This is a genomic window from Cupriavidus sp. 86D6 (genome assembly GCF_057815095.1).
Genome location: NZ_JBYPSB010000007.1, coordinates 15,162 through 40,891 on the forward strand (window position 1 = coordinate 15,162; position 25,730 = coordinate 40,891).

Annotated in this window: 23 protein-coding genes; 13 read left to right on the plus strand and 10 right to left on the minus strand. The window is 62.9% G+C overall.

What is annotated here, in order from left to right; translation table 11 throughout:
• Nucleotides 1–36 precede the first annotated feature (36 nt).
• From AC3G88_RS17735 to AC3G88_RS17755, 5 genes are all read right to left on the minus strand, one after another.
• Nucleotides 37–786, minus strand: a complete 750-nt coding sequence (locus AC3G88_RS17735; protein ID WP_488893703.1) for an SDR family NAD(P)-dependent oxidoreductase — start codon at nucleotides 784–786, stop codon at nucleotides 37–39.
• Nucleotides 787–925: 139 nt separating this feature from the next.
• A complete protein-coding gene (locus AC3G88_RS17740; RefSeq protein WP_488893704.1) occupies nucleotides 926–1,825 on the minus strand; it encodes a LysR substrate-binding domain-containing protein in 900 nt (299 codons plus the stop codon).
• Between the two features lie 242 nt (nucleotides 1,826–2,067).
• Complete coding sequence (locus AC3G88_RS17745; RefSeq protein WP_488893762.1) at nucleotides 2,068–2,751, minus strand: carboxymuconolactone decarboxylase family protein; 684 nt, start codon at nucleotides 2,749–2,751, stop codon at nucleotides 2,068–2,070.
• A gap of 88 nt (nucleotides 2,752–2,839) precedes the next feature.
• Nucleotides 2,840–3,334, minus strand: a complete 495-nt coding sequence (locus tag AC3G88_RS17750; protein ID WP_488893705.1) for a (R)-mandelonitrile lyase — start codon at nucleotides 3,332–3,334, stop codon at nucleotides 2,840–2,842.
• A gap of 14 nt (nucleotides 3,335–3,348) precedes the next feature.
• Nucleotides 3,349–4,605, minus strand: coding sequence for an MFS transporter (locus tag AC3G88_RS17755; protein ID WP_488893706.1), 1,257 nt, complete (start codon nucleotides 4,603–4,605; stop codon nucleotides 3,349–3,351).
• 181 nt (nucleotides 4,606–4,786) lie between these two features.
• Between AC3G88_RS17755 and AC3G88_RS17760 the strand changes: the two genes are divergently transcribed.
• Entirely contained in the window at nucleotides 4,787–5,269 is a 483-nt protein-coding gene (locus AC3G88_RS17760) for a (2Fe-2S)-binding protein (protein WP_488893707.1), read from the plus strand.
• The gene (locus tag AC3G88_RS17765; RefSeq protein WP_488893708.1) at nucleotides 5,266–7,572 is read left to right on the plus strand and encodes a xanthine dehydrogenase family protein molybdopterin-binding subunit; all 2,307 of its coding nucleotides are present in this window, start codon (nucleotides 5,266–5,268) and stop codon (nucleotides 7,570–7,572) included. The genes AC3G88_RS17760 and AC3G88_RS17765 overlap by 4 nt, the downstream gene beginning before the upstream one ends.
• Here the strand turns inward: AC3G88_RS17765 and AC3G88_RS17770 are convergent.
• Entirely contained in the window at nucleotides 7,544–8,479 is a 936-nt protein-coding gene (locus tag AC3G88_RS17770; RefSeq protein WP_488893709.1) for a LysR family transcriptional regulator, read from the minus strand. The genes AC3G88_RS17765 and AC3G88_RS17770 overlap by 29 nt on opposite strands.
• Nucleotides 8,480–8,689: 210 nt before the next feature.
• Here AC3G88_RS17770 and AC3G88_RS17775 point away from each other — a divergent pair, with 210 nt between their 5' ends.
• Nucleotides 8,690–9,100 carry a (R)-mandelonitrile lyase gene (locus AC3G88_RS17775; RefSeq protein ID WP_488893710.1) on the plus strand — a complete coding sequence of 137 codons (411 nt, stop codon included), beginning with the start codon at nucleotides 8,690–8,692 and terminating at the stop codon, nucleotides 9,098–9,100.
• Nucleotides 9,101–9,444: 344 nt separating this feature from the next.
• On the opposite strand, the gene AC3G88_RS17780 is transcribed toward AC3G88_RS17775, so the two are convergent.
• Nucleotides 9,445–10,320, minus strand: a complete 876-nt coding sequence (locus tag AC3G88_RS17780) for a GntR family transcriptional regulator (RefSeq protein WP_488893711.1) — start codon at nucleotides 10,318–10,320, stop codon at nucleotides 9,445–9,447.
• Between the two features lie 36 nt (nucleotides 10,321–10,356).
• On the opposite strand from AC3G88_RS17780, the gene AC3G88_RS17785 reads away from it, so the two are divergent.
• From AC3G88_RS17785 to AC3G88_RS17820, 8 genes are all read left to right on the plus strand, one after another.
• Complete coding sequence (locus AC3G88_RS17785; RefSeq protein WP_488893712.1) at nucleotides 10,357–11,244, plus strand: isocitrate lyase/PEP mutase family protein; 888 nt, start codon at nucleotides 10,357–10,359, stop codon at nucleotides 11,242–11,244.
• An 11-nt stretch (nucleotides 11,245–11,255) separates the two neighbouring features.
• Nucleotides 11,256–12,674: a 3-isopropylmalate dehydratase large subunit gene (locus AC3G88_RS17790; RefSeq protein WP_488893713.1), complete on the plus strand. Its 1,419-nt coding sequence runs from the start codon at nucleotides 11,256–11,258 to the stop codon at nucleotides 12,672–12,674.
• Between the two features lie 14 nt (nucleotides 12,675–12,688).
• Nucleotides 12,689–13,306, plus strand: a complete 618-nt coding sequence (gene leuD / locus AC3G88_RS17795) for a 3-isopropylmalate dehydratase small subunit (RefSeq protein WP_488893714.1) — start codon at nucleotides 12,689–12,691, stop codon at nucleotides 13,304–13,306.
• A 67-nt stretch (nucleotides 13,307–13,373) separates the two neighbouring features.
• Complete coding sequence (locus tag AC3G88_RS17800) at nucleotides 13,374–14,597, plus strand: 2-methylaconitate cis-trans isomerase PrpF family protein (protein WP_488893715.1); 1,224 nt, start codon at nucleotides 13,374–13,376, stop codon at nucleotides 14,595–14,597.
• 32 nt (nucleotides 14,598–14,629) lie between these two features.
• Complete coding sequence (locus tag AC3G88_RS17805) at nucleotides 14,630–15,637, plus strand: Bug family tripartite tricarboxylate transporter substrate binding protein (protein WP_488893716.1); 1,008 nt, start codon at nucleotides 14,630–14,632, stop codon at nucleotides 15,635–15,637.
• A gap of 79 nt (nucleotides 15,638–15,716) precedes the next feature.
• Nucleotides 15,717–16,751: a Bug family tripartite tricarboxylate transporter substrate binding protein gene (locus AC3G88_RS17810; RefSeq protein WP_488893717.1), complete on the plus strand. Its 1,035-nt coding sequence runs from the start codon at nucleotides 15,717–15,719 to the stop codon at nucleotides 16,749–16,751.
• A 12-nt stretch (nucleotides 16,752–16,763) separates the two neighbouring features.
• Nucleotides 16,764–18,176, plus strand: coding sequence for an MmgE/PrpD family protein (locus tag AC3G88_RS17815; protein WP_488893718.1), 1,413 nt, complete (start codon nucleotides 16,764–16,766; stop codon nucleotides 18,174–18,176).
• On the plus strand, nucleotides 18,173–19,186 hold the full coding sequence (locus AC3G88_RS17820; RefSeq protein WP_488893719.1) for a Bug family tripartite tricarboxylate transporter substrate binding protein: 1,014 nt from the start codon (nucleotides 18,173–18,175) through the stop codon (nucleotides 19,184–19,186). The genes AC3G88_RS17815 and AC3G88_RS17820 overlap by 4 nt, the downstream gene beginning before the upstream one ends.
• A 708-nt stretch (nucleotides 19,187–19,894) precedes the next feature.
• On the opposite strand, the gene AC3G88_RS17825 is transcribed toward AC3G88_RS17820, so the two are convergent.
• Nucleotides 19,895–21,268, minus strand: coding sequence for a type II toxin-antitoxin system HipA family toxin (locus tag AC3G88_RS17825; RefSeq protein WP_488893720.1), 1,374 nt, complete (start codon nucleotides 21,266–21,268; stop codon nucleotides 19,895–19,897).
• Nucleotides 21,265–21,615 carry a helix-turn-helix domain-containing protein gene (locus AC3G88_RS17830; protein ID WP_488893721.1) on the minus strand — a complete coding sequence of 117 codons (351 nt, stop codon included), beginning with the start codon at nucleotides 21,613–21,615 and terminating at the stop codon, nucleotides 21,265–21,267. Before AC3G88_RS17830 ends, AC3G88_RS17825 begins: the two co-directional genes overlap by 4 nt.
• Nucleotides 21,616–22,342: 727 nt before the next feature.
• On the opposite strand from AC3G88_RS17830, the gene AC3G88_RS17835 reads away from it, so the two are divergent.
• Both AC3G88_RS17835 and AC3G88_RS17840 read left to right on the plus strand, forming a co-directional pair.
• A complete protein-coding gene (locus tag AC3G88_RS17835; protein WP_488893722.1) occupies nucleotides 22,343–23,254 on the plus strand; it encodes a tyrosine-type recombinase/integrase in 912 nt (303 codons plus the stop codon).
• 706 nt (nucleotides 23,255–23,960) lie between these two features.
• Entirely contained in the window at nucleotides 23,961–24,407 is a 447-nt protein-coding gene (locus AC3G88_RS17840) for a response regulator (protein ID WP_488893723.1), read from the plus strand.
• Here the strand turns inward: AC3G88_RS17840 and AC3G88_RS17845 are convergent.
• Nucleotides 24,388–25,521: an ATP-binding protein gene (locus AC3G88_RS17845; RefSeq protein ID WP_488893724.1), complete on the minus strand. Its 1,134-nt coding sequence runs from the start codon at nucleotides 25,519–25,521 to the stop codon at nucleotides 24,388–24,390. The two genes, AC3G88_RS17840 and AC3G88_RS17845, sit on opposite strands and share 20 nt — an antisense overlap.
• Nucleotides 25,522–25,730: the final 209 nt, after the last annotated feature.

The window sequence follows — 25,730 nt, forward strand, 5'->3', positions numbered from 1 at the left end:
CTTTGACATGGTGGGGAGGCGGCCCTCGGGCCGCTATCAGTGAATCAGCATGCCGCCGTTCACATCCAGCGTGATACCAGTGAGATATGTGGAAAGATCGCTGACCAGGAACAGGCAAGCGTTGGCTACGTCGGCGGCATCGCCAAGCCGTCCAAGCGGAATACCCTTGATAATGTCTGCCCGCATTTCGGGGGTCAGCTTGTCGCCGGTAATGTCGGTTTGAATCAGACCAGGCGTAACGGAGTTCACGCGAATACGATCGCCGCCAAATTCCCGGGCCATGGCTTTAGCCAGCCCGAGAACGCCGGCTTTCGCAGCGCTATAGTGCGGCCCGCCAAAGATGCCGCCGCCGCGTTGCGCGGAAACCGACGACATGCAGACGATGCTTCCGCCTTTCTGCTCCTTCATTTGCGGCAGTACCGCCTGTGACATGTAAAGCGTGCCGCGCAGATTCACATCAACAACCGCATCGAAATTGGCGGCGCTGATATCAAGCGTGCGGATCGGTTGCGTGATGCCGGCATTGTTGATGAGACCATCGATGCGGCCATAGCGCTCGATGGTGGCCTGCACTGCAGCGTCGCATGATGCCTTGTCCCTGACGTCGCAGCGCAGTCCCAGATGGCCCTCTCCTAATTCGGCCGCCGCTGCCTGGGCTGCATCGAGCTGCAGGTCCACGATGACCACCTTTGCGCCCTGTTCCGCCAGCGCGCGGGCAGTTGCCTTGCCGATACCACGAGGCGAAGCTGCGCCCGTGACGATGACTACCTTGTGCTCGACCAGCATCTCATGTCTCCTTGGTTATGCGTGGTGTGTTGATGGGTCGAGTTTTGTCTCTGGAGCGCTTCCAATCAATGCATTCGGTTTCAACTATTGCTGAGAAATTTTCAGATATCGAGGGTTCACGAGATTAGGGAAAACCCCGTTAGTCCGCACCCTCCTGACGGCGATTGACCTCCCGATCGAGCCAGGTCAGGAAACGCTGGACCCGCGGCAAGTCGGCATTTTGGGCTGGATACACCACGTGATGGCTGACGACCTCCACTGAATATTGCTCTTCGAACACAGGAACCAACGTCCCTTTGCGTAGCATCACCGATGCGAGCAGCGAGCTCTCAAGTGCCACCCCGAGACCTAGGGCAGCCGTTTCTAGTGACATGTATGAACGGTCGAAAGCGAAGTCGAAATTCTTATGCATCGCGGGCACTCCGAACCGCGCAAACCACTGCTCCCACCGAATCAGCGGCGTTTCGGAGTTGATGAGCCGTCGTTGCACAAGGTCGGCGGGTCTTTGCACCGGATTCTTGCTCAGGTACTCAGGCGACGCGAGTGGAAGAATTCGTTCATGTCGGAGCGTCTTAACCTCAAGATCCCGCCAGTGTGCGTGGCCATGCCGCACGTCCACGTCATAGAAGCCAGCGGTGAAGGACACATCCTCGTAGGAGCACGACAGGTTAATCTGAATATCGCCATTGTCAGCCTGGAAAGACTCCAGCCGCGGAAGCAACCACATCAGTCCGAAACTTGGGCTGGTATGAACGCGCAGGATGTCAATAGCTGCAGGCGTGGACGCACGCTCGGTCGCCCTGTTGAGCTCCGCGAGAGCTCCGGTGATGTCCCGTAGGTATTGCTCGCCGACAGGCGTGAGCACAAGACCCCGCCCTTGGCGAAAGAACAGCGGCTGGCCGATAGCCTCCTCCAGATTGGCCAGTTGATGGCTGACCGCCGAAGCAGTCAAACCAAGTTCTTCTGCTGCCCTACTGACGCTTCGGTTGCGCGAAACGCTCTCAAAGGCGACGATGCTCTTCATTGGCGGAATGCGCATTGAGTTCCTTAGTAACGAGCTCTTCGGCCATTATCTCGCATCCGTGCATCCGCCTTGGAAGGAGCACCGACCGGCTCACAAGTTCTGCGCCAGTGACAGATAGACGTCGCATACGCGTCATTGACATCTGCCGACCGAACGACACAGATGGGTCGCTACCGAAGGATGCGCAGTTCCGCTTGAGCACTTCGCTAATGACGATAGTTCCAAGACGGATAGCTGCCCTTGCGTCGTTCGGTCCCTCAGTGGCCCGCTACGCCAGCCAATTGGCGATCGAGCGCCTCACCGGCACGACGACCGTTGTCAGGGCCGACGCGATCAATCAAGACCTGCGTAACCTGCCGCAACTGTGTTGCGCTCAGGCCCACATTCATGCTGATACGCATATGTGCCTGCAACTGCGGCTCGGCGCCCGCAAGGGACGACAGCATGCCGAGGGTTGCCAGCTCTCGGCTCTGCCAGTCGAGATTGTCGCGCTCGAAGATATCGCCGAAGAGATGGGATTTAAGATATTCATCGATTGCTGGCGCAAACTTGAAGAGCAAGCCCGTCACTGGCGCGCCCGACAGCTTCGTCTGGTTTGCCGTGCCGGCGGTCAGCAATGCATCCCCCTTAGGAATGGCTGCGCTCGGATCGTTGCCCTCTGCATCGTAGAGCCCGCGCTGCTTGCGAGCATCGATGACTTTCATCAATTCGCCGAGTGCGTTAAGGCTACGTGGAAATCCGGCGTAGGCGTATAGCTGCACCAGGATCTCCTTGGCGTCGCTGATCGCCAGGCCAGCATCCAGCCCGTCGTTCAAGGCGCCATTAAGCCGGGCGATGTCGCCGGCCGCCGCAAACGCGGCAATCGGGATGATGGCTTGCTGGCGGCCCGTCAGGCTTTCGGACGCCGCGTGGCCGCCAGTGTCTGATAGTGTCGTGTTCATATTCCGGAATTCCTGAGCTTGAGCAGCGTCCAACGATGCGCAGAGCGCTATCGCCAGCGCCATCACCTTGAATTGTCGAACGACACGCTTATCTCGCGTGGTACTGCGCATCGCTGACCTTCTCCATCCACGTGACGTTCCGCCCTTCGACACTTCCGGTGACGGCCAGATGCGTCATGGGAGCGCCCGGTGATGCACCATGCCAATGCTTGACACCGGGGGGACACCAGACAACATCCCCTGCCCGAATCTCCTGGACCGCTTTGCCCCATTCCTGTGTCAGGCCGACTCCAGACAACACCACCAGACGTTGGCCTGTCGGATGGGTGTGCCAGGCGGAACGCGCCGAAGGTTCGAAGGCGACAACGCCGCCAGAAGCGTTGATGTGCGTATCAGCCGGCCAGACCGGCTCGACCTGTACACGGCCGGTAAAGAAGTCGGACGATCCGGCAGTAGATCGCTGCGTCCCAGCCGGGATGATCAGCTGGCCTTCCGTCTGTTGGCCCCCCAACGCTGGTTGCGTGACAGCGGCGGCGGCCACAAGCACTGTGGCAACTGCCATGACCTTGGGGGAAAACTTCATCGTGCCTTCTCCGGTTACATGTGAGCGCACTGGTCATTGAAATCCCCGGCCCTGTCGGCCTTCGCAGCGCGCGTCGTCATCCATGCTAGGACGGCGCCGACAAGCAGCAGGGATGCGCTGGCTTCGAGGGTGCTGCGATAGCCGTATGTATCGAACAGAAAGCCTCCAACTGTAGAGCCCAGTGCGATCGATAGTTGGACGACTGCCACCATCAAGCCGCCACCTGCCTCGGCATGGTGCGGAAACGTACGGGTGATCCAGCTCCACCATCCAACGGGCGCAGCCGTTGCCATCAGCCCCCACAAGGCCAGAAGCATGACGACACTGGTGGCGTGATGGCCAAGGCCAACAAGCGCGAGCGCGATGGCGGCCATCAGCGCCGGGATCGCTATAAGCGTGGCATGGAACGCGCGCTTCAGCACCTCGCCGATCAGCATGGTTCCGACCAATCCCGCCACACCCATCACCAGTAGGATTAGCGACAAGCTACGTGAATCGACATGCGTGACCGTTTCCAGAAACGGCCGGACGTAGGTGAAGAGCGTAAATTGTCCGGAGAAGAATACGCCGGCCGCGAGCATGCCCAGCGTGACGACGGGGCGCTTCAGGTGAATGAACACATTTCCGCTGCCGTTGTGCCGTGTCAGAACAGGCATCGCGGGAAGACTGAACCATTGCCAGGCAAGCGCGAGCAAGGCGATCGGAACGAGGCAATAGAATGCGCCGCGCCAACCGATGATTGCGCCAAGGTAGCTGCCGACCGGAGCCGCTATGACGGTCGCCAATGCGTTGCCGCTATTGAGGATCGCCAATGCGCGTGGCACCGTTTGCGGCGGCACCAGGCGTAGCATCGTCGCCGCCGACATCGACCAGAATCCGCCAACGACGATGCCAATCAATGCTCGCCCAATCAGATAGGCGGTGTAGTTCTGGGCCACGGCGATGATGGCACCGGATACCGCCATGACCACCGTCAAACCAAGCAGCAGCGACTTGCGGTTCATGTTGCCGGCGACGACGGAGATGAACAGACTCGTGAACACAGCAAAGGCACCGGAGATGGCGATCCCCCGGCCAGTCATGCCTTCGGTGACACGCAGATCTGCGGACATCGGCGTCAGCAGGCTCACGGGCATGAATTCCGAAGCAATCAGTGCGAAGACGCAAAGCGTCATGGCGAAAACGCCGCCCCAGTATGCGACCGGCTTCGAAGAATGGGAGGGCGAGGCCGGTTGCGGCGGGGAGGTCCGAGGTAGTGCAGTGTTTTCCATCGGCCGTATCATCCGTAGAATGGCCGCCGGCGACTAGCCGCCTAATGCTTGTTGCCTTGATGAGTCAGTTTCATGAACGCTATTGATGAACGAGCCTCATGACGGCAATGAACCAAGTCGCGTAATCGGCATCTCCTGTATCCGATACCATTCCGCGATCTCCCCGCCCTCTCATCCGTCCATGACAACGATAAACATCAACGGCCAGGTTCATGAGGTCGACCTCGCCCCTGACACCCCGCTCCTGTGGACACTCCGCGATGCCCTGGGCTTCACCGGAACCAAGTTTGGCTGCGGCATGGCGCTATGCGGGTCATGCACCGTTCATGTCGATGGTCAAGCCATTCGCTCCTGCGTCACCCCGATCTCGGCAATTGGCACCAAGCGCGTGCGCACGATCGAATCGATGGATTCGGATCGCGTAGGCCGGGCAGTCCAGGATGCCTGGGTCGAGTTGGGCGTAGCCCAATGCGGCTACTGCCAGGCGGGCCAGATCATGACGGCCACCGCGCTGTTGAAAACCAATCCGAAGCCCACTGACGAGGAGATCGTCGCGGGAATGAGTGGCAATCTTTGCCGGTGTGGCACGTACACACGCATCAATGCTGCGGTAAAACTGGCGTCGTCACGCCTTGCGGCCAATAAGACGGGAGCCAAGGCATGACGCGCACCGACCTCGAAACACTCGAGCAGCCTGCACGCCGCCGCATCCTGCAGGCAGGCGCGGTGTTCGCGCTGTCTCTCCAATTCGGCGGACTGGTCACCAAGGCCGTGGCGGCCGAACCCGAGAAGAAGTACGGCGGCGCGGCGATGCCGGGCGGGGTCGTAGACGATCCGCTGGTGTTTGTCTCGATTGCCCGGGATGGCACCGTGACCATCGTGGCGCATCGTGCGGAGATGGGCACGGGTGTACGAACCAGCCTGCCGATGGTTGTCGCCGACGAGATGGAGGCGGACTGGAGTCGAGTCAAAATAGTTCAGGCCGATGCCAACGAGGCGCGCTATGGCAGCCAGAACGTGGACGGCTCGCGCAGCATGCGCCATTTCCTCGCGCCGATGCGTCGCGTGGGTGCGTCCGCGCGGCAAATGCTCGAAGCGGCCGCCGCGGCGCACTGGAAGGTGCCTGCCACCGAGGTACAGGCGCGCAACCACGAAGTCGTTCATCCGGCAACCGGTCGGCGGATCGGATATGGCGATCTGGCAGAAGGCGCGATGCAGCAGGCCGTACCGAAGCGTGATCAACTGCGCCTCAAGCAGCCGGACGCATTCCGCTACATCGGCAAGGGCAAGATCCTGCCGGCCGACAGCCGGGATATTGCGCAAGGCAAAGCGACCTACGGTATCGACGTACGGCTGCCAGGCATGGTCTACGCCGTCATCGCCCGCCCACCCGTCTACGGTGGCAAGTTGCGCAAGGTCGATGGCACCGACACGCTAAAGTTGCCCGGCGTGTTGCGCGTCGTCGAACTGAAGGGTTACGACGGCCCGCCGTTGTTCAATCCTTTTGGCGGGGTGGCGGTGGTGGCGACCAACACCTGGGCGGCGATGCAGGGCCGCGCGGCGCTCAAGCTTGAATGGGACGATGGCGCCAATGCCCACTACGACTCCGCCGAGTTCCGCCGCACGCTCGAAGCTGCAGTGCGACAGCCCGGCAAGGCGTTGCGCAACGATGGCGATGCGGTGTCCGCGCTGTCGGCTGCCGACGGCCGGCGCAAGATGTCGGCCCAGTATTACATTCCGCATCTCGCCCATGCCTCGATGGAAGCGCCCGTGGCAACGGCGTGCTTCGTTGACGGGAAATGCGAGATTTGGGCCCCTTCGCAAGCGCCTCAGGGAGCCTTGGAGAGTGTGGCCAAGCACGTCGGACTCGATCCTAAGGACGTGACACTGCATCTCACGCTGCTGGGCGGCGGCTTCGGCCGCAAGTCGATGGCCGACTTCATTTCCGAGGCAGCGCTGGTGTCGAAGGCGATCGGCGGCACCCCGGTCAAGCTGCAATGGACGCGTGACGACGACATTCACCACGATTACTTCCACACGGTGTCGGTCGAGCGCATGGAATCGGTGCTGGATGCCAATGGCAAGCCTGCTGCCTGGCTTCACAGGTCCGCGGCGCCGACGATCACCTCGACGTTCAAGGTTGGCGCGGAGGGCAAGGCCGCCTTTGAGGCGGGCATGACGGCCATCAACGTGCCGTTCCAGATCCCGTCGATCCGGCTGGAGTCCGCTGACGTGCCGGCGCACACACGCATCGGCTGGTTTCGCTCGGTGTCCAATATTCCGCACGCGTTTGCGGTCCAGAGCTTCGTTGCCGAACTGGCACATCAGGCGCGTCGCGATCCGAAGGATTATCTGCTGGAACTGATCGGCCCGCCGCGCAAGATCGATCCTTCGACACTCACGGACACCTGGAACTACAACGAATCGCCGGACGTGTATCCCCTCGACACGGGCCGCATGCGCGGCGTCATTGAGGAAGCCGCGCGCCGAGCCAACTGGGGCCGCAAGCTGCCCAAAGGCCATGGGCTTGGCATTGCCATGGCCTATAGCTTCGTGACGTACGTGGCCACCGTTGTGGAAGTGGCCGTGGATGGCAAGGGCCAGATCACCATTCCGCGCGTGGACGTGGCCATCGATTGCGGGCCGCAGGTCAACCCCGAGCGCATCCGTTCGCAGATCGAGGGTGGAACTGTGATGGGTATCGGCCTGGCGACGTTGGGGGAAATATCCTTCAAGGACGGCCGCGTCCAGCAAAGCAACTTCCACGACTTCGAGCTCCTGCGCTCGCACATGGCGCCGCAGGCCATCCATACGTGGATGGTGGGTGGTGATTTCGGCGTGCCGCCCGGCGGTGTGGGCGAGCCGCCCGTGCCGCCCGTCGCACCGGCGCTGTGCAACGCGATCTTTGCGGCAACGGGAACACGGATTCGGGCGCTACCTATCCGTGACCAGCTTTCGCAGGCTTAGTCGCCGCGACGTCATCCGGCCGGTGCCGGATGGCGTCAATCACGATCTTGAGCGCGCGCGATGACTGCCTGCGGCTCGGATAGAACGCGTGATAGCCGGGGAACGTCGGGCACCAGTCCTCCATCACCTTGATGAGTTTCCCCTTCTCCGCGTACGACTGGATGACCGGCGTCGGCAGGAACACCAGCCCGAAGCCATCCAGGGCCGCATTGAGCATCTGGTTGACGCTATTGCAGATGACCTGCCCTTCCACACGCGCCTGCAGCTTCTTGGATCCCTTCGCCAGTTCCCACGCATAGAGGCCGCCGCTGGTGGAAAGGCGCAGGTTGATGCATCGGTGCGATAAAAGGTCGCGCGGTGCCATCGGCTTTTCACGGCCCTTGAAATATGCGGGTGACCCCGCAATGGCCATCTTCACATCGGGGCTGATGCGCACGGCAATCATGTCTTTTTCGATCTGATCGCCAAATCGTACGCCGATGTCGTAGCGATCGCCCACGATGTTGGTAAGTCCATAGTCGACCGTCAACTCGACGTTGAGGTCCGGATAGTGCGGGAGCACCTTGGCGAGGCGTGGCCAGATGATGGCATCGATCGGATGGTCGACGGACGTAATGCGAATAGTGCCAGCCGGGCGTTCGCCAAGTTCGGCCACGGCGGACAGGTCGGCTTCGATTTCCTCGAATTTTGGGCCGATGGACCGGATCAGCCGTTCGCCGGCGTCGGTCGTCGACACACTGCGCGTGGTCCGCGTCAGCAGCCGCACACCCAGTCTCGCCTCCAGATTGCGGATAGTGTGACTCAGCGCGGATTGCGTGACGTCGAGGCGCGCTGCTGCCCGCGTGAAGCTCCGCTCCCGGGCGACGGTAACCAATGCAAGCAGATCGTTGAGATTGTGGCGGGGCATCGCGGCTCTCTGTGAAAAATGCAATCAGGCGTCGCGAAGGGCGCCATGAAAGCATTTCATGAATGTTCCGGCTATTGTTCAGCCTGGTGCGCGCGACGCGCAAGTGTTTTGTTGATAAGCCCCATGCAAACTTCGCCTGCTCCAAGTCCTCCGCTCGACGTCTTACCCGATGAGGAACCAATGGCCATGACACTGGAGATACGGTCCCGAATGGTCACGATCACCCCGCCTGGCTCTCAGCCGTCGATGGACGGCAGTTCCGCCCACTTCACGGGAAGCGTCCGCATCGACGCACATTTCCAAGCGTCCCCGCCCGCGCGCGTGGGAGGCGCCACAGTTACATTCGCACCGGGTGCCCGAACGTCCTGGCATAAGCACCCGCTCGGGCAGACCCTTCTTGTCGTCGCCGGGACGGGCTTTGTCCAGCAATGGGGCGAGGCGGTCCAGGTCATGCGGCCGGGGGATCTTGTCTGGATCCCACCCAATACCAAACACTGGCATGGTGCGACAGCCTCTTCCACCATGGCACACATCGCGATTACCGAGGCAATGGAGGGAAAGGCAGTGGATTGGATGGAGCGTGTGAGCGCCATGCAATACGACGAAGCCTTGGAGCGATAGACACGGGGAGCAACCTGCCGGTCCTGGCTCTGCGTCCGCTGCGGAGAGTCGCAAGGGACGGCTATGTTTGGACTTCCAGCCACTACACAACAATGGCACGGTCGTCTCAATTGGGTCGCGAACCGCCGATTGAGGTCGGCCCAGCCTGTGAATGAAGGTCGACGACCGGTCCGAATCAAACCGGCCAGTCGCGCAGGCCCCACCTTACTGACAGCATCGTCAACTTTGCGCGATCACCCGCAGGTAAAGTTAGCAGCATCGTCTGTACTGCCACTTCCTTTGTAGATTGCCTTGCGCGGAAACGGACACAGCGGCCGCGCGCAGGTGGCCGCGCGTCGTTGGTCTCAAACATCGTGAGTGATCTGGCCCGCGCCGAGCGTGTTGACGCTTTCGATGCCCACGTCCATCAGGATGCGGCTCCGCTCGGCCGACACATAAATGGTCAGATGCTGCACAGGCACCGTATCCACGTCATAGAGCAGTCGCGCCACCCGTAGCAGGGGCGCACCGACGTCGACACCTAGCAGTTGCGCGTATTCCGGCTCGGCCGGCACCGCAGAAATCTCCTGCACCACGCGGCCGAAGCGGATGCCCTGCGCCATCAAAATTTCGTAGAGCGCCTGCTTCTGCAGCTTCGCCCGCGTGATCCCGTGCGCAAAACGGTCGGGCACCCAGGCGTCGGTCACCATGACGGCGTGTTCTTCGGTTGACCGCAGCCGCACGGCGTGCCATGCGAGATCGCCCGGCTGCAATTGCAGTTGCAGCGCAACCACGGGCGGCGGCTCGGCACCCGGCAGCAGCTCAAGCACCGTCACCCGCGTGGCGTGCGCCTGCTTTCGCAGGGAATCGACAAAGCCGAGCGTGGCAGCGGGCCGCTGAGGCGGAAGATCCATGCGGACGAAGGTGCCGAGCCCCTGCTTCTTCTCCACCAGCCCCTGGGCCTCAAGATCGCTGACCGCCCGGCGCACGGTAATCCGCGACACCTTGAACAGTTCGCCAAGCCTTACCTCGTTGGGAATGCTTGCCCCGGGCGGATACATGCCGCGCAGGATCTGGTCGCGCAGCACCACGAACAACTGCTGGTGCAGCGGCAGGCCCGCCTTCTTGCCTGCGCCCTCGCGGCTGTCTGGATTCATCGTCTGATCGGTAAAAAAGAAAAAATTGTAGCAGGCCCTATCGTTATATCGCCATGACGTTATACACTTAGTACCATTGGACATCGAGACACCGCTCTCACACCATAGAAACCGACGCCCATGACCACACCTTCGCCCCGCGCCATCCTGCGCGCCCGACTGGCCGGAAATGACTTGCTCGCCGCTCCCGGCGCCTACGATGGCATTACTGCCCGCATGGCCGCGCAGGCCGGTTTCGAGGCGATCTATATGACGGGCGCCGGCGTCTCAGCCTCGCGCGGCTTTCCCGATTTCGGCCTGCTGACGCTGACCGAGATGGTCCAGGCAGCGGGCGTTATCGCGCAGTCCGTGTCGGTGCCCGTCATTGCCGATGCCGACACCGGCTATGGCAATGAACTCAACGTCACACGCACCATCCGCGAATACGAGCGCGCCGGCATTGCCGGCCTGCATATCGAGGACCAGTTAGCGCCCAAGCGCTGTGGTCACCTTGACGGCAAGGAAATCGTGTCCCGAGAGGAATTCGTCGCGAAGATCCGCGCCGCGGTTGCCGCGCGTACCGATCCGGATTTCGTGATCATTGCCCGTACCGATGCACGCGCCGTGGTCAGTCTGGACGAAGCGATTGCCCGCGCCAATGCAGCGCTGCGAGCCGGTGCGGACATGGCTTTCGTCGAAGCCGCGCAAAGCATGGAAGAGCTCGCCGAGATTCCGCGCCGCGTGGAAGGTCCTTGCTTGCTCAACATCGTGCGCGGCGGCAAGACGCCCGATTTGTCGCTCGACGTCGCGCAGGAACTGGGCTACAAGCTGGCCATCCTGCCGAGCCTGCTGATCGGCGCGGTGGTCGAAGCATGCGATCAGACCCTGCGCGCACTGCGCGAGACGCGCAAGCCGCCGGTATCCGCCAATGCCATGCCGGTAGCCGAACGATTCCGGCGTTTCGGCGCCGACGAATGGAACGCCCTGCGTACGCGTTTCCGTGACGACGCTGAACAGGCAGGCCGGTAATGGGCACGACCATGGCCCACGTTGCCACGCCTGCTACGGCTATCACGCCTCCCACGCTATTCGACAAGATCTGGCGCGCGCATGTCATCGAGGCATTCCCCGATGACTGGGCGCTGGTGCATATCGACCGGCAACTGCTGCACGACATGTCGGGCTCGCGTAGTTTCCAGGAACTGGAAGCGCGCGCGCTGCCGGCGGTACTGCCTCAATTGAGCTTTGCCACCCCCGACCACACGGTCTCCAGCGCGCCTGGCCGCACGGCCGCAAGCGCGCCACTGGGTCTCGCGCTGGAGCGGGGCGCGCAAAGCCATCGCATCCGCTTTTTCGGGCTTGGCGAACGCGGCCAGGGGATCGTCCACGTGATGGGTCCGGAACTAGGCGTGGTGCTCCCGGGTAGCACCGTGATTTGTGGCGACAGCCATACGTGCACCAACGGGGCATTAGGCGCGATGGCGTTTGGTGTCGGCACGTCGGAACTGACGCACGCGTTGGCCACTCAGACCTTGATGCAGCGCAAGCCGCGCAACATGCGCATCCGTTTCAACGGCGGTCTGGCGCCACGCGTCTCAGCGAAGGACATGATCCTGCACGCCATCGGCAAGCTGGGCGCGGCAGCCGGCACGGGCCACGCCATCGAATATGCTGGACCGGCCGTGGAGGCATTGTCGGTTGAAGCGCGTATGACGCTGTGTAATCTCTCCGTCGAAATGGGCGCCCGTATCGGCATGGTGGCGCCTGACGAGAAGGTCTTTGCCTGGCTGGCCGGACGGCGCTTCGCGCCCGCTGGCCCGATGTTGGAGGCGGCCGTCGCACATTGGCGCACGCTGCACTCCGATGACGGCGCGCTGTTCGATCGCGAGCACGTCATCGACGTGACGGAACTGGCGCCGCAACTGACGTGGGGCACGAGCCCGGAACACGAGACTGCCGTCACCGGCACAGTACCGCAGGACGACGAAGCATCGGACGAAGGCCGGCGCACCGCCTGGCGCGAAGCCCGCGCATATATGGGCCTGGCGCCGGGCGCCCGCCTCGAAGGGCAGCGCATTGACCGTGTCTTCATCGGTTCGTGTACCAACTCCCGTCTGGAGGACCTGCGCACCGCCGCCGCCTTGCTCGGCAATAGCCGCGTGGCACCGCACGTCGAGGCCTGGGTCGTGCCCGGGTCGGAAGACATCAGCCGCGCGGCACGCGCTGAAGGACTGGACGAGCAATTCCGCGCCGCTGGGTTCCAGTGGCGCGAGCCGGGCTGCAGCATGTGCGTGGCCGCCAACGGCGAAACCGCCGCTCCCGGACAACGCGTGGTGTCGACATCGAACCGCAATTTCGTCGGCCGCCAGGGGCCGGGCGTGCGCACGCACCTGGCCAGCCCCGCCACCGCCGTGGCCTGTGCACTGGCAGGCGAACTGGCCGACCCGCGCCACATCTGAGCAGGAACATGCCTATGACCCCATTTACAACCTTGTCCGGTCCGGCAGTGCCGCTGATGCTCGACAACGTCGACACGGACACCATCATCCGGATCGAACGGCTGGCATCGGTCAGCCGCGACCAGCTTGGCCCCTATGCGATGGAAGCACTACGCCTGCGGCCCGACGGCTGCGAAGCCGACAGCGTGCTGAACCTTCCCGCGTTCCGCAAGGCCCCGATCCTGTTGGCCGGCCGCAACTTCGGCTGCGGCTCCTCGCGCGAAGGCGCCGTGTGGGCCTTGGCTGCAAGCGGCGTGCGCTGCGTGATCGCACAGAGCTTCGGCGACATCTTTCACGCCAACTGCTTCCAGAACGGCATGCTGCCGATCGTCCTGCCGGCTGCCGTATTGGCCGTGCTGGCGCACGATGCCGCGCGCGGCATCCCCATCACCGTGGATTTGCAGACCTGCCAGATCACGCTGCCGGGGGGCGACCGGCTGCCGTTCACCGTGGACGCCCTCAAGCGCACCGCGCTGCTGGAAGGACTCGACGATCTCAGTCTGACACTGCGCAAGCGCGATGCCATTGCCCAGTGGCAGGCCCGGGACCGCCTGGCACGCCCCTGGATATGGGACCCGGTCGCGCTCGACTGAGTCCATCACCTGCTATTGCATACGACAGCCGCCCTGATAGCGGCGGCACACAGACACGGAGACAACGATGAACCAGACGTCCGCACCGGACCGCGCAGGCACTGTGCGCCCCGCCGGCAACGATGACGAACAGATTGCCATCCCGTGCACCTTGATGCGCGGGGGCACCAGCAAGGGACTGTATTTCCGGGCCAGCGACCTGCCGGCGGCAGGCCCGGCGCGCGACGCTGCACTCAAGGCGTTGATGGGCAGCGACGACCTGCTGCAGATTGACGGCCTCGGCGGATCGAGGCTCGTGACGGCCAAGTTCGCCATCGTCGACAAGTCCCAGCGGGACGATGTCGATATCGACTACACCTACGGCATCGTCCCGCCGGGTCGTGGCATCGTGGTGTACACCAGCAATTGCGGCAATATCTCTGCCGGCGTGGGGCCCTTTGCGATCGATACCGGATTGGTCGAAGTCACCGGGCCCGTGACCGAAGTCCGCATATTCAACACCAATACGTCCAAGATCCTGATCGCCCACGTGCCCACCCACGGTCGGCGCGCTCGCGTGCAGGGCGAATTCGAGATCCCCGGCGTACCCGGAACGGGCGCCGAGATCTTCATGGACTATCGGGCCACCACAGGCGCCAAGACCGGCCGGGTGCTGCCCACAGGCCAAACGCGCGATGCCATCGTATTGGACGATGGCCGCACGCTGGACGTCACCCTGGGCGACGTGGCAAACCCCTGCATCTTCGTACGGGCCGCCGACGTTGGCCTGAGCGGGGGCGAGCTTCCCGACGCCATCAATGCAAATGCCCCGCTGATCGACACCCTGCGCGAACTGCGCGGGAAGGCGGCGCAACGGCTGGGCTTTTGCGACAACTGGCAGGACGCAGAAACCGTGTCGCCCGCCTTGCCGCTCGTCGTGCTGGTGGCACCGTCGGCGCACTACACCGATGCGCAGGGACGGACGGTCGATGCGGGCGAGATGGACCTGCGCGCGCGGTTGATCTTCTACAACAAGTGCCATGAAAGCATGGCCGGTACGGGATCAATGTGTACGGCTGCGATGTCGCGCATCCCCGGCACGCTGGTGCACGAAGCGGCCTACGCCAACCCAGCATGGCAGACGGACACGCTGCGGATCGGCCATCCGCTGGGCGTGATGGAAGTGGTGGTGCGGGCGCGCGAGGCCCGGCACGCCGAAGAGACGGCATTCGAACGGCTGGGCTTCGGCCGCACGGCGCGGCGTCTGATGCAAGGCGAGGCGTTTGTGCCAGCCAGCGTGCTTGACGTCTGAACCGCCCACCCTACAAGCAACGAGACCCCATCATGTCACACCACAATGTTTCCCATTCACGCCGCCGTCTGATGCAAGGCGCGGCCTCTCTGATCGCCCGGCCGGCGGTGGGCATCGCACGCGCCCAACCCGATGCGTCGACCTGGCCGCGCCAACCGGTTCGCATCGTTGTCGGCTATCCGGCCGGCCAGACCGTCGATGTCACCGCACGGGCCTATGGCGCTGCGCTGCAGCAGGCCTGGGGCCAGCCCATCGTGGTCGAGAACGTACCGGGCGCCAATGGCATCGTCGGCGCACGCATCGTGAAATCCGCCAATCCCGACGGCAACACGCTGCTGTTCGGCACGTCCGGGCAACTTGCGATCAACCCCGCGATCTACGCCTCGCCACCCTATGATCCGTTGCGCGACTTCGCTCCGGTGGCACTTGGGGCCACGGGGCGGCTCTATCTCGTCGCCAACAAGTCGCTGCCCGTGTCGAACCTGCGCGAGCTGGTGGCCTACGCCAAGGCACATCCCGGCAAGTTGACCTACGGCTCCGGCGGCGCCGGCATCACCGCCCACCTGGCGATGGAACTGCTCAAGGCGGCAACCGGCATGGACTTGCTGCACGTGCCGTACAAGGGCTCGCCTGCCGCGCTGACAGGACTGCTTTCCGGCGACGTCCAGTTGATGTTCGACGCCGGATCCCTGGTATTGCCGCAGATCCGCAGCGGAAAGATCAAGCCGTTGGCTGTCTCAAGCGCCGAGCGTTTCAGTGGCCTGCCTGCTGTCGCGACAGTCGCCGAACAGGGTGTAGCGGGATTCGATGTCAATACCTGGAGTGCGCTAGTTGCGCCGGCCGGTACGCCGACACCCATTGTCGAAAAAATCAACGCCGCGATGCAGGCAGCCAGCCGCCTGCCTGCCGTGGCCACACCAGTGCGCGCCGGCGGCAGCGAGCCCAAGCAATATTCGACGGCCCGTTTCGGCGATTTCCTGCGCCACGAAACCGCGCTCTGGGCCGATGCTGCCCACCGCGCCGGGGTCAAGCCAGAGTAGCCGCCCCACGAATCGGGGCCGCCGCTAGCCGCGGCGCCCCGCTCGCCTTTCCGCCTGCAACCGCTTTATCGAGTCGCCCATGCCCTTTATCGCCCTGCGACAGCGTTGTCGCGCCCCGATCGCTGCACCAACGCCTGTCTCGACCGCTCGCCGCATCGTCACCGTGGCAGGCGCCTGCGCCGTGCTGGCTCCAGTCTCTGCGTTCGCCCAGCCTTCGAGCCCTGACTGGAAACCGTCACGGCCCGTCACGCTGGTGGTGCCGTACGCTGCCGGCGGCGGCACCGATGCGACGGCCCGCGCAGTGGCACGCCGGCTTGGCGAACGCTGGCACCAGCCCGTTCTGGTCGAAAACGTTGGCGGTGCCGATGGACTGATCGGCACGCGCCGCGTCATGGACGCCAAACCTGACGGATACACGCTGCTGCTGCAGGTGCCGTCCCTGCTGCTGATGAAGTACCAGAGCAGCCTCAAGGGCGTCGACCCGGCGGCCCGGTTGGAACCGGTATCGGCACTGGCTATGTCCCCCACGGCGGTGGTCGTCGGCGGCAAGCTGCCTGTCCATTCGCTCAAGGAACTGGTCGACTATTGCCGCAAGCCCAATGCGGCATGCTCTGCGGGCTCCGGCGAGAACAGCTCAAAGCTGCGCGCACGACTGTTTGCCGCCCACTGGGGCCTGAAGGACATGCCCGTGGTCAGCTATCGCGGCACCAGCCCCATCATCTCCGATCTGGTTGCCGGAACGTTGACCGTTGCCTTCACGGGCCTCACGGCTGCGCTGCCGCTGCACAAGACGGGCCAGTTGCGCATCATCGCCACCAATGGCGACACGCGCGCCAGCGCCCTGCCCGACGTGCCCACCAGCGCGGAGGCCGGCTGGCCCGACGCCTATTCGGTCACCTGGTATGGCGTGTTCGCGCCCAAGGGCACGCCGCAACCGGTGGTCGACGCCATCGCCACAGCGCTGCGCGAAAGCGGCAAATCGCCCGACGTGCAACAGGCCATCGCACTCGCTGGCGCCGATCCGCGCTTTTCCACGCCCGCCGAGTTTGCTGCGCAGATCCGGCGCGACAACGCGCTGCTGTCGGCACGGGCCGCCAAGTACCCACTCGAGTAGATGGAAGGCGTCATGCAGGAACATCTCACGGACCTCGACAATGCCGCCACGCGGATTGCCGCGTTCGCCCACGGCTTCCAGCCCACCCGACTCACCGACGCCGACCTGACACTGTGCGGCCGCTCGCTGGCCGATACCTATGCGGTAGCGGTGGCTGGGCGCGGCGAGCACGCGCCGCTGGCCGCCCTCGCCTACCTGTCGCGTGCCGGCCTGTTGCACCATCACGCCGGCCAGGGTGCCAGCCTGTGGGGGCGCACTGAACGCACCGCGCCCGAAATCGCCGCATGGTGGAACGGCATCGCGGGCCACGTGCTTGACTACGACGACGTGACAGTCCCGATGCGTGGCCATCCGAGTGTGGTCCTGTGGCCTGCGCTACTGGCCTTGGCCGAAGATCGTGGGCTGATGGGCGGACGTCTGCCGTCGGCTTTCACAGTCGGCATGGAAGTCATTGGCAAGCTTTCACGTGCCATGGCGATGCCGCACTACGCTGCAGGCTGGCACTCCACGGCCACCATCGGCGCACTCGGCGCGGCCGTGGCCTGCTGCCATCTGCTGGACCTCAACGAGCGCCAGATTGCCCATGCCGTCGGCCTTGCCGTCGCACAGGCCGCAGGAACCCGAGAGAACGTGGGCTCCGAGGGCAAGTCGTTTCAGGCGGGCCACGCAAATGCCGTGGCGGTGCGCGCCGCCAGCCTGGCAGAAGCCGGCTTCGAGGCTGGCGCTGACGCACTGGATGGCCCACATGGATTCCTGGCGCTCTATGCCGGCGACGATGCCCCGCCTGACTGGCTGGCCGGGCTCGGCGAAGCGCCGCTCGAACTTCAGCGCAGCGGCCTTGACGTCAAGCAGTACCCGATGTGCTACGCCACGCATCGCGCGCTGGACGCCGTACTGGCGCTGCGGGCCGCCCATGGTGTACGACTGTCCGATGTTGCACGCGTCGACATCACCACCAGCCACGGCGCGCTGGTGCCGATGGTCCATCCGAACCCGCGCACCGGACTCGAAGGCAAGTTCAGCATGCCTTATGCCATGGCCGCTGCCCTGGAGGATGGGGCAATCCGGCTCACCAGCTTTGTCGATGCATCTGTACAGCGCCCTGACATCCAGGCCTTCTTCCCGCGTGTGCACGCAGCCGAATCCGCTGGCCCGGCAACGCCGCGCTGGGCCGAGGTCAATCTCACCTTGCGCGACGGGCTCCGGCTTTATCAACGCGTGCAAACCCTGCGCGGCTCCGCGCAACAGCCACTGGACGACGCCGAACTTGCCGCCAAGCTGGACGACTGTCTGGCATGGACTGGCGGTGCCGCCCGAGGCCCGGAGTTGCTCGCCCTTGCCCGGCAGTGCCATGCACGGCCGGCCCGCGCCTTGATGACCGACCTTCAAGCCATCGTTGCTTCCGCAGTAAAGGAGACAGCATGACCCCGCGATATCCAGCCAGACCTTGGCCCCGTTCCTCACGCCTTGCCCGCCGCCTTGGCCTGCTAACCACCTATGCGGCCAGTGTGGCGTTGCTGGCCGGGGGGACTGCAGCCCAGGCTGCCTGGCCGGAGCGCCCCATCAAGCTGGTTACCGGCTTTACAGCCGGTGGTGGTGCGGACGGCGTGGCGCGCGCCGTCGGCGAAGCATTGGGTCGCAAGCTCGGGCAACCCGTGGTGGTGGAAAACCGGCCGGGCGCCGGCACGACATTGGCCGCTGCCATGACAGCCAAGGCCGCGCCGGATGGCTACACGCTGATGCTGCTGACCACAACGAACGCCATCTCACCGGCGATGTACAACAAGCTGCCCTACAACGCGGCCAAGGACTTCACGCTGGTCGGCTCGGTCGCAAGGGGCCCCATGCTAATTGGCGTTGCCAAGACTTCGAGCATCCATTCGCTGCAGGACCTGGTCGGCCTGGCGCGCAAATCGCCCGGCAAGCTCAACTATGGCGCCGGCGGCGTTGGTACGACACCGCATCTGGCCGCATTGGTCCTCCAGCGTGAAGCCGGCATGACGATGACCCACATCCCCTACAAGGGTGGCAGCGAAACTGCCGCGGCATTGATCGGCGGGCAGATTCAGGTGCAGTTCGGCACACCGCCCGCGATGGCGCCGCTCACCTCGCGCACGCGCTTTCTCGCCGTCACCACGTCGCAGCGCACCGCGCTTGTGCCCGGCGTTCCCTCGGTCGCAGAGACCGTCAAAGGCTACGAGGTGATGAGCTGGTACGGCCTGGCCGGCCCGGCGGGCCTGAGCAGCGATGTCGTGACCACGCTCGCCAAGGCCCTGGGAGACGTGCTGCAAGACGACGCTGTGCGCAAGCATCTCGGCACGCTGGGTCTCGAGCCCTACGCGACATCGCCGGCCGACACGGCCAAGCTATACCTTGGTGAACTCCAGCGTTGGGGCAAAGTGATCAAGCAAGAAGGACTCCGCGCCGACGAATAGACACAGGGAGCCACCGGGCTGGAGTTTGACGCGAAGCCTCGGTACCGCTCACGCGCCGGCTTTGCGCCCAAAGGAACGTCTCCCTCGCAGGCTACGGCCAATCATGGCCAGTGCGACTTCCAGTTGTAAAACCGTCGAGGGCTCACGCAAGTTTGATGACAACGCCATTGATTCCGGCATTCAGTCTGAGCGAGATGGCGTCAAAGAACATCTTCGCGACCAACGCCGCCGATACTGCCATAAAGTGAGTAGCCGGCCTTGTGAATGACACGACTTACCCCGAACTCAGCCGTTGCGGATGCAATGCCCGAGCAGTGACAGCCTGTTCGTTGGCGAACGCGTGCTGAGTGCTCATGAACCGACACCAATTCGGCTGCTATCATTAGTCCCGCTAGGTGCTCGCGGGGCGTGTTCAAGGTAGAGTGGCGTCGCCTGAGCAGGGCGGCCCATATCCGGCAAGATCAGATCGTACATTCTGTGCTAGGCATACTTCCAACAGTGTCTCTGCTCTGCGCATCAGATCGCACGTCACTGGTTCGTCAACTCGGCCTACTGTCAACTCTGTGGGAGAAGTGGGGGCGATTCTCATGGGAAGTGATGCTGCCCCAGCTGCAGGCTGCGCTCGCGCGCAGGTTTTTCATCCCATAGCAGTCGCAATTGCTTGATGGCTTCCCACGTAGGATGACCGAGCCTATTCCGTGATTGAGATTAGGCGGCCTTGTTTCGTGCATGATGCCGCTTCCGGGCAGACACCACCATTGGATGCGCCTCAAAGTTGGCCAGCAAGTTCGCCTTGGACTTTTCTGTCAGCAGCGAAGCCTCAATCATCTCCGGCCACGTCTTGATCGCTGCGTTGACGGTCTCCTGGATAGCTGCCGAAGCGGGCTTTTCGACAATATCCAGGGTCCGGCAGAAGCTGCGCACAATGTTTGGACCGAGGCGTTGCTTCGTCTGTCGCCGATCTTCATCATTGCCCGAATTTTCGAGCATATCTGGCGGAACAATATAGAGGGCATGACCGCTTCGCTTTGAGTAAGCGCTGTACCCGACAATGTCGTATGCCGGCGAAAGCTCGGGAGTCTTACCGTCCCTATAGATCACCCCAATGTTCTTCAGATGCATATCGGGATTCCCCAGAAGCTCGTTCACTGTGATGCGCCGCAAGAGTTCGTGAATCGCCGGCTCCCCTAGAGACGGCTCGCCCATCATCACGGCGGCGATCTCGAGATAGCTCCCTTCGTACTTTCGTTCTGGTTGCACGCCGAGAATCTGGCCAAAATCCTCAACATGGAAACGGCCATTTGGTGAGCGATCAAAGCGGGTGACCACCAAAAAATTCGTCTTCTTCGTCGCCTCATCCCCGAGGTCATAGCCGTGCTCCACCGCCAGTAGCTCAAGGGGAGCCAGTTTTGCCTCGCAGACGCTCACCCCCGCCGCCTGAGCGAGACGCAGCGACAGATCTTCCAGCTCCGGAAGCTGAGGATTTCCCACGACAGGGAGCTTTGCAATGATGTGGGTGTCTTGATTCTTTGTTCGGCCAACATATCGACCGTTCTGTTCCAGGACACCGACTTTGGGCTGCACGCCACTGACCGAGACACCTTCGACCATCGGTTCTTCGATGACGGACATTTCCAAACTGTCGTTGTCTTGCGTAACCAAATGGGTCACCTCGTCCTTCGACAGTTCGACAGGTGCCGCATAGACGTTGCCAGGCAAGTCGCGCCCCGTGGCCGCGAGCATTTCGAAATGGTCGGTGGGCTCACACCCACGGATCTCTGCGATTCGATCCCTGAAAACACCTTCCGGCAGCAATCCTTGAAAGAAGGCTGGGAGTAACCAGCTCTGCGACTTGACGGAGTAGGCTCCGTTGAAGACTTCGTCGGTGACACTGGCCCAGACTGCTTTTTGCTCTTCGGGCGTCTCGGCTTCCATCGACAGGGAGAGGGTCGGGGCAGAAGGTCCCAGATTGGCAAACGCGTCATCGGCGACGAAGCGGATGATCGGTTGGGTGTCCCCATATTTGAAAAGCAGGCCGACACGTTGTGTACCCAAGAAAATACCAAGGGTTCTAAGTTTCATCGTTGGGTCTTCTTTTGTGCAGTGGTGACATTGGCGGTACTGCGTTCACGCTCTTGGCCTTCACGCAGGCGGCGCAACGCTCCGCTGACTCGTGTCGGAGTACGGGCAGGCTCCGACAGGGTGTCAGCGAAAAGCGATGATGCTTCCTTCGGTACGAGCTTTACCTCGAGCCCGAGGCGGTCGGCGACGGCAAGCAGGGTAGAAACCTTGTAGTCTTGTGCGCCGGTAAGGACGTGATTCAGAGTACGGTACGTGATTCCAGAATCACGCGCCAGCTTAAGCTTCCCATACTGGCGCTGGGCCTCTCGCTGGTGAAGCAGATTGGAGATCTCTTTAAGTGACTTCATAGGTTACTAAAGTAGTATTCTGTCCGTTTATATTACTTTAGTAGCAGTGCCCAGAGAGATCAAGAATGGATGATAGCAAAGTATCTTTTCTCCGAAAAATACTACTTTAGTATCATTCTGGAGGCGGGGCGGGCACGCTATCCTCTAGCGCACTCAACCTCCGCTCGCCGATGTGAGACCTTCGAGCGCGATACCCGCGTGCAGGGCGCGGGTGATGTCTCTTTTCGCAGGGCCAAGCGGACCAACAGCGGAAGTGGAGGTCGAGTGCGAGACGCGCGGCCGCCCGAGACTGAGCACGCGATGGGTGAGCGTCGCAGATCTGCGGGAGCCGTTATGAGCGATGCTGACAATCAGCGCGCGCTGCTTCTAGAAGCCCGGCGTCTAGCTGAGGATGTGGACGGTACCGCCGACCAGCTGCTTGCCCTCGCACATGCCAGCTACCGGGCTTGGACGCGAAACCGACGACTGCATTTTCCCGATCCCCGCCGTCACACACTGCTGCTCGAAATCCTTCGTTACTGCGCTGAATCGCACCTACTGGAGTGCCCACCGTTCCAGCAAAGCCGGCTAGAGGTGGTGGAGGATGCAATGGATGCCAGCTATCCGCGCTATGCCCGCCTGCGTCGTGCACGCTCAGGCGGGAGGGTACCCCCGCATCTTCAAGCAGCAGGCGGCGCAAAGCGCCGATAGTTGTATGATGGAAGCGATATTCAGTATATAAATTTCTATGGATAAACTCTGGCTCTCCGACCCCGCCAGGGCCTACGCCGACTGGCAGATCCGCGAAGCGGCCGGCGCAGACGGGCGGCCTTTCTCGCAGCAATCGGTCATCCAGCACCGCGCCATGTTCGACCGGTTCCACCGACACCTGGTCGGGCACGGTGCAACGCTGGCCAGCTTCGGTGCAGACCAGATCGACGCGTTCTGGCTCAGCCCAGAGGCGGCCACGTACACGCCGTCCACTCGCATGCGGTACCTGAAGCTGCTCGACCGGCTGTGCAGGCATCTGGTCGAGGCCGGCATACGAAAAACAAATCCAGCTTCCGAGCTAGTCCTAGCGGGCCGCTGGCCGGTAGACGATCCCGAAGTCCATTTCCTTCCCGATGACGTCGACCAGCGCCTGCAGAACTTCGTAAGGCCGCCTAGTGGCGACTTGCCCGAAATGCTGCAGAGACGCGCGATCGTTGCACTCTTTCTCGGCACTGGCGTCACGGCCGGCGAAGGCCGCGCCACGCGCATGCAGGATCTGACCCCTCTCGCGTCTCCTCCTTATCTCCACGTGCCTGGGCGGCGGCATAAGCCATCGCGCACCATTCATCTGGAACCCTTTGCGGTGGCGACGCTGAGCACTTGGCTCTATGTCCGCCGCGCTTGGCCAGCCGGTGGCGACTTGCTGTTCTCTCTGACGCGAAGGGGCACTCCGATTACGGACATGAGCTTCGGCAATATCGTGCGTGAAGCTCTCGTTAGCGTTGGTCACGAGGCTGAAGACATGGGGCCGCGGATCCTGCGGAACACTTACTGCCGGCGGTTGTTGATTCGTGGTGTCGCGCCTGACGCAGTTACGGAACGGCTAGGCCTGTCCAGCAACAGGACGGTTACGCGCATCGCGGCCACAATCGAACGCCCCGACAGCTAGGTTTCCCCCCCTTTATTCGCGAGGACATCGCCCACTCCCTTACGCCATACTCATGCTCGAATTTCCGGATCAAGCGAACCGAACAATACCGGGAGCAACAGCATGGTCACCACGCTCGCATGGGCTCTATACGCCCTCGTGCTTTTTACGGCGCTTTTCGCTGGGCTGCGTTGGGTTATCGCGAACGATCCTAGCTACGCATGGAGCGACTAGCTCGGCGCCAGCGTGGCCGTGATCATAGTTCCAAGGCCACGGCGAACCTGCATGCATATGGTGACAACAGACAGTTCCCCAACATCACCGCGGGCAGTTGCCGCGCTTGCCCGGTTGCATACAGCAGCAACAGCCCAGGGGTTCCTTTGCCTCGCTGTCAACGCCAATCGAAACTTGCACAGTTGGGGGTGCGGCCGAAAATTGCACTGTAGGGCGGTGGTGCTGGCCTGAAGTGGCAGAGTTGGAATCAGAGCCAGTGCCCAGAAAACTCCGCAACGGTCAGACCCGGAGCCCATCGCCCGAGTCCGCCGATCAGAGACAGCCGCGGTCCTGGCGTGGGCGGACGGCAGAGACCGGCCAAGAACGGTCCTTGGCACTCAATCGGCGAACGCCTGCTGACGAGCGACGAACCGCCATTCGGTAAGGCGGCGACCGACGATTCGTCGGACGAGCCAGCTCATTTTCAAGTGTTGTGTGCAGCGGATCAGATTCGATGATTCGATGGCAATGCCCCATGCGTCTTTCAAAACTTTTTCACCGGGCACCCCGCCCATGGACCGCGCGCCGCGTCCCCGTCAATGGCGCCCGGCCGCGCGTGGTTGTCGTCGACGACAACCACAATGCGGCCCTTGCGCTGGCGGCTTACCTGTCGCTTGAGGCGATCGAGGCCCGTGCCGTGTTCGGCGGAATGGAGGCGATTGATATGGCGCGCGAGTGGGCGCCCCATGTGATCCTAATGGACATCTCGATGCCGCAATGCGATGGCTTCGAGGCGGCCTGCGCGCTGCGGCAGGATCCGCGTACGGCCGGCATTACCATCGTCGCGCACACCGCACTGGACGAAGCCGAGGTACGGCGGCATCCGGCCAGCCACGAATTTGACGGCTATGTGCAGCCACATGGCGATCTGGTCGCGCTCATCACAGCGCTCGTTGCGTAACTGCCTGCCGGGGCAGGCTTACTGTAAAGACTGTCTCCTGTTCGTCCGACCGCACGTCGATCGTGCCGCCGTGCGCGGCAGCGATCTCGCGGGCAATAAACAATCCGAGGCCGAGATTGGCGCCCTTCCTGGCTTCAGCCTCCGGGCCGCGCTGGAGTGGGTCAAACAGCCTTTGCAGCAGCGCGGGCTCGATGGCAGCACCGGAATTTTTCACCTCGAACCGGACTTCCGTCTCGTCGCCCGTCAGCACCACCCGCACCGGCCTGTCAGGCGCGCCATACCTGATCGCGTTCACGACCAGGTTGCCGAGCAGCTGCTGCAGGCGTGGGCCGTCCCAGACACCGCGCAGGCTCACCGGCGCCTCAAGCACGATCTTGCGGTCGGAATGAGCGGCACGCAGCTGGTCCGTCTCATCGGCAAAAACCGCCGCAAGGTCGACCTCCGCTGGCACGATGCTGATTCCAAGACCCAGTTCGGTCCGGTTGAAATCGCACAGATCGTCGAGCAGCGCCTGCATCCGGGCACCCGTTCGGATCAGACGGTTTGCCGCCGCCGACACGCTTTCACCGGCGTTGATCGCGGACAGATACGAAGCCGTCGCCTGGATGGTCTGCAGCGGGCTGCGCATGTCATGGCCGAGCATGCCGAGGAACAGGTTACGTGCCCGCTCGACCTCCGCACTGAAGGAACGGATCGATTCGGCAATTGCCTGGTCGATCGCTTCATTGAAGCGGATGATGTCACCCACATGGGGGCCTTCAGGCAGGCAATCGTCCATCCACAATTCGAGCACGCTGGCGCGCAGCGCGCGATACTCGGCGGCCAGCTGGTTGATATCGAAGCCGCCTTGCGCGCGCAGAATCGCGTGCGTGTGTGCCGCTGTGTGCGGCGCATCGGCCAGTTGCGGGGCACGCCCCCATGCTTTCTGCGCTTGCGCTTCGAGGGTTTGCGGGGTCGAGAGGTCGGCCACGACAGCTTCAAGCAGCGCCCGGGCATGGTCACGCAGAGCGAGCGAATCCATGCGTGCTGCGGCGGGCAGCAATGTCGCGGCGAACGCCTCCCATTGCACCAGGATGCGCTCCATATCGCGCAGGATGAAATCAGGCAGTCGCATGTCATTCCTTGAAAGAGCCCAATGCCCAGGGGGGGGTGCCGGCACCCGGTCTGTGAGTAGTGTAACCACCAGCCAATACCGCGATTGAGATTACCCGTTCCGAAGACGGCAGTTCTATCAATGCAGGCAGCTCACCCTCCGCATGTCAGCGCGTTGCCATAGACGGCAGCAATGTCGCTGTCTCCCCTCGTCGGGACCCGGGCCGCGAG

Coding starts and splice junctions, on each gene's coding strand:
- AC3G88_RS17735 (WP_488893703.1), bottom strand. CDS start 786: ATGCTGGTCGAGCACAAGGTAGTCATCGTCACGGGCGCAGCTTCGCCT.
- AC3G88_RS17740 (WP_488893704.1), bottom strand. CDS start 1,825: ATGCGCATTCCGCCAATGAAGAGCATCGTCGCCTTTGAGAGCGTTTCG.
- AC3G88_RS17745 (WP_488893762.1), bottom strand. CDS start 2,751: ATGAACACGACACTATCAGACACTGGCGGCCACGCGGCGTCCGAAAGC.
- AC3G88_RS17750 (WP_488893705.1), bottom strand. CDS start 3,334: ATGAAGTTTTCCCCCAAGGTCATGGCAGTTGCCACAGTGCTTGTGGCC.
- AC3G88_RS17755 (WP_488893706.1), bottom strand. CDS start 4,605: ATGGAAAACACTGCACTACCTCGGACCTCCCCGCCGCAACCGGCCTCG.
- AC3G88_RS17760 (WP_488893707.1), top strand. CDS start 4,787: ATGACAACGATAAACATCAACGGCCAGGTTCATGAGGTCGACCTCGCC.
- AC3G88_RS17765 (WP_488893708.1), top strand. CDS start 5,266: ATGACGCGCACCGACCTCGAAACACTCGAGCAGCCTGCACGCCGCCGC.
- AC3G88_RS17770 (WP_488893709.1), bottom strand. CDS start 8,479: ATGCCCCGCCACAATCTCAACGATCTGCTTGCATTGGTTACCGTCGCC.
- AC3G88_RS17775 (WP_488893710.1), top strand. CDS start 8,690: ATGGTCACGATCACCCCGCCTGGCTCTCAGCCGTCGATGGACGGCAGT.
- AC3G88_RS17780 (WP_488893711.1), bottom strand. CDS start 10,320: ATGTCCAATGGTACTAAGTGTATAACGTCATGGCGATATAACGATAGG.
- AC3G88_RS17785 (WP_488893712.1), top strand. CDS start 10,357: ATGACCACACCTTCGCCCCGCGCCATCCTGCGCGCCCGACTGGCCGGA.
- AC3G88_RS17790 (WP_488893713.1), top strand. CDS start 11,256: ATGGCCCACGTTGCCACGCCTGCTACGGCTATCACGCCTCCCACGCTA.
- leuD (WP_488893714.1), top strand. CDS start 12,689: ATGACCCCATTTACAACCTTGTCCGGTCCGGCAGTGCCGCTGATGCTC.
- AC3G88_RS17800 (WP_488893715.1), top strand. CDS start 13,374: ATGAACCAGACGTCCGCACCGGACCGCGCAGGCACTGTGCGCCCCGCC.
- AC3G88_RS17805 (WP_488893716.1), top strand. CDS start 14,630: ATGTCACACCACAATGTTTCCCATTCACGCCGCCGTCTGATGCAAGGC.
- AC3G88_RS17810 (WP_488893717.1), top strand. CDS start 15,717: ATGCCCTTTATCGCCCTGCGACAGCGTTGTCGCGCCCCGATCGCTGCA.
- AC3G88_RS17815 (WP_488893718.1), top strand. CDS start 16,764: ATGCAGGAACATCTCACGGACCTCGACAATGCCGCCACGCGGATTGCC.
- AC3G88_RS17820 (WP_488893719.1), top strand. CDS start 18,173: ATGACCCCGCGATATCCAGCCAGACCTTGGCCCCGTTCCTCACGCCTT.
- AC3G88_RS17825 (WP_488893720.1), bottom strand. CDS start 21,268: ATGAAACTTAGAACCCTTGGTATTTTCTTGGGTACACAACGTGTCGGC.
- AC3G88_RS17830 (WP_488893721.1), bottom strand. CDS start 21,615: ATGAAGTCACTTAAAGAGATCTCCAATCTGCTTCACCAGCGAGAGGCC.
- AC3G88_RS17835 (WP_488893722.1), top strand. CDS start 22,343: ATGGATAAACTCTGGCTCTCCGACCCCGCCAGGGCCTACGCCGACTGG.
- AC3G88_RS17840 (WP_488893723.1), top strand. CDS start 23,961: ATGATTCGATGGCAATGCCCCATGCGTCTTTCAAAACTTTTTCACCGG.
- AC3G88_RS17845 (WP_488893724.1), bottom strand. CDS start 25,521: ATGCGACTGCCTGATTTCATCCTGCGCGATATGGAGCGCATCCTGGTG.